This window comes from Occallatibacter sp., assembly GCF_049802275.1.
Classification (GTDB): domain Bacteria; phylum Acidobacteriota; class Terriglobia; order Terriglobales; family Acidobacteriaceae; genus Telmatobacter.
In genome coordinates this window covers 1-2,660 of record NZ_JBARMD010000716.1, presented here as the reverse complement: position 1 = coordinate 2,660, position 2,660 = coordinate 1, and the positions used below count along the sequence as shown (strand labels likewise).

The following is a 2,660-nucleotide window of genomic DNA, read 5'->3' as shown; positions in this document are numbered from 1 at the left end:
GCGGTGAGACGGCTGGTACGGGCAAGGTCGGTGCCGTTCAGGCCGGTGCGGCCGGCGAAATCAAGGAGTTCGGCCGGCGTGCGTTGAGAGTGTTTGCCGCGGCCTCCGCAAACGCTGATGCCAAGTTCCGCGAAGCGCGGATTGAGGCCCCGTTTCAGTGCGCCCATCACGGAGGTGGTGATGCCCGAGGAGTGCCAGTCCATGCCCATAACGCAGCCAAGCGCCTGGAACCAGAAGGGATCGCTGATGCGGGTCAGGAATTCGTGCGGACCATAGGATTGGACTACACACTCAACGATCGCTGTACCGAGCTGGGTCATGCGCTCGGCCAGCCATGCCGGGACACGACCGCCGTGCAGAGGGAGATCGGCGGTGCCGGAGCGTTTCACTTAACCATTCTCTCGCAGATGCATTTTGCCCGCATTGGAAGGGAGTTTCCCCGCTTTGAACCCCAAAATGTCATTGCATTGTCAGGGCGCGACTTTGCTCGTCAGTTCATCCCGGTTCGTGCTAGCATCATTGCCACGGTGCGCCTTGGGCGTGCTCTGTTCCAAGGCGTCTACAAACAACGTTCGCCAACCCAAAAAGAGGATGCGAGCATGAGAACGACCTTTCTTCCCGTGGCCATCACTCTCTTTTCGCTTCCGCTGCTGGCACCTGCAGTGCTCGCGCAGGCGAATGACGCAACGAACACAAATCCCGGCGGCTCCAAAGTACGCATAGTCCGCCTCAGCCAGGTAAAAGGCGCAGTGGAGATCGACCGCAGCAGCGGGCGCGGGTTCGAGCCGGCCATTGCCAACCTGCCAGTCATCGAGCAGAATCAAATTCGCACCGGCGTGGGCGTTGCCGAAATTGAGTTTGAAGACAACAGTTCGCTGCGGCTGGCGCCAAACTCGATGGTGGAGTTTCCTAGCCTTGAACGCGACGCAACGGGTGCCACCGTCTCCTCGGTACATGTTGTCAGCGGTACCGCATACATCAGCCTGCTGAAACCGCAGAACAGCAAGGCGCCTTCGAATCAGTTTCAACTGATCTTCGGTGCTCGCAAGCTGAATCTCGATCCAGCCACGCATGTTCGGCTTGAACTTCAGGGCACCAAGGCCAAACTGGCCGTGTTTGACGGTGCCGTTCATGTGGCGGATGCGAACGGGCAGACAGTTGTTATTCCCAAGAAGAAGACCGCATCCTTTGAGGTGTTCGATCAGGGCGAGCCCGTTGTCGCCAAGGACGTTGAATCGACACCGTTCGACTCGTGGGATCATTCGGCCGCCTCGTATCACTCCAATGTGGGGGCCTTCAGTGCTTTCAATTCGCCGTACGCGTATGGCCTGAGCGACATGTCGTACTACGGAAGCTTTATGAATGCGGGCGGATGCGGTTCCATGTGGCGGCCCTACTTTGCCAGCGCTGCCTGGGATCCGTATGCCAACGGTTCATGGGCGTGGTATCAGGGCGCGGGATATTCCTGGGTGTCTCCGTACCCGTGGGCATGGACTCCGTATCACTCTGGTTCATGGGCTTACTGCAATAACGTTGGCTGGGGATGGATGCCGGACGGAGGATGGTATGGCATCAATAACGTAGCCGCGCTTTCCCCGGCTCAAACCTTGATGGGAAGGACCCCAATCAGTAGCCCGCACGCGCCGCCTCATCCGCCACTTCCTCGTGGGGCTTCGGTGATTGCGGTGAATGCGAAGCCGATTGCCTCATCGGAGATTGCATCGCCAACTTCGTTTGTCTTCCGAAAAGACTCGGCGGGGTTGGGTGTGCCGCGGGGAACGCTGGGACATCTGGGTAAGTTCTCGAACGAATCCATCAGTCATGGCGTCGCGACGACGCATATTTACACCAGCGTTCCGACGACGGGAAGGACTGAGAACCGAATGACGATGTCAGAATCGATGGCGACAACCGTTCATCGCGGGAGTCCGCCGCCGACTGCGTCCCCGACCATGAATTCCTACAGCCCTTCGTTTGGAGGAAATAGCGGAATGGGAGGAGGAGGAGCGGGCAACACACGTGTTTCGGCGCCTTCGGCTCCCTCGGCACCTTCTTCTGGTAGTGGTGTCAGGAGATAACAGGGCTACGGTTTCTATTTTCGAAACGCCCGTTGTGTGCATCCGCATTGAGGTTGCGCACAATGGGCGTTCGCGTTGGGCCAGCATAAGAAATTGATGATATAACGACGCCAGACCGTTGGAATCGGCGAGAATATTCATTAGAGATGGCAAACGGCTTTTTGGGTTTTGACTGGTGCGCCGAGTATGCGCACGTGGGCCGGTTTCTGGCTATCGTCGCCGTGTTATCAACTTCGGCAGCGGCAGCGAACTGTCAGCTTTTCGGACATCATCCAAAGGATGCAAAGGACGCACCGCCGGCAAAATCGGACCATCCAGCATCACAGCCGGCAGCCTTTACCATCCCCGTTGAGCCGCTGGGTTTTTTCGCGCCGGGTGCGATCTACCAGGGCCAGCGCGAAAGCCTCGTCTCGCTGGATTTTCTGGATGAAGACCATATCCTCTTTACATTTCACGCGCCGGGTCTGATCCGCCGTGAAGGCAATCCTGCGGCAGACAATGAACGCCAGATTCGCGCAATTGTCCTTACCCTCCCCACCGGCACGGTAGACGCCGAGGCCCTGTGGACTGTCCACGACAGGG

General features: G+C 58.3%; 3 protein-coding genes. 2 read left to right on the top strand and 1 reads right to left on the bottom strand.

Annotated features, from left to right (window positions below):
* A partial coding sequence (locus WA354_RS24135; RefSeq protein ID WP_472815580.1) for a DUF763 domain-containing protein occupies positions 1 to 389 on the bottom strand: 389 nt, incomplete at its 3' end.
* Positions 390 to 599: 210 nt separating this feature from the next.
* Here WA354_RS24135 and WA354_RS24130 point away from each other — a divergent pair.
* The gene (locus tag WA354_RS24130; RefSeq protein WP_472815579.1) at positions 600 to 2,078 is read left to right on the top strand and encodes a DUF6600 domain-containing protein; all 1,479 of its coding nucleotides are present in this window, start codon (positions 600 to 602) and stop codon (positions 2,076 to 2,078) included.
* A gap of 146 nt (positions 2,079 to 2,224) precedes the next feature.
* Positions 2,225 to 2,660, top strand: a 436-nt coding sequence (locus WA354_RS24125) for a hypothetical protein (protein ID WP_472815578.1), incomplete at its 3' end; no start/stop codon positions are given.

Bases quoted from the DNA above. Each gene is read 5' to 3' on its own strand.
- WA354_RS24130 (WP_472815579.1), top strand. From the start codon at position 600: ATGAGAACGACCTTTCTTCCCGTGGCCATCACTCTCTTTTCGCTTCCG.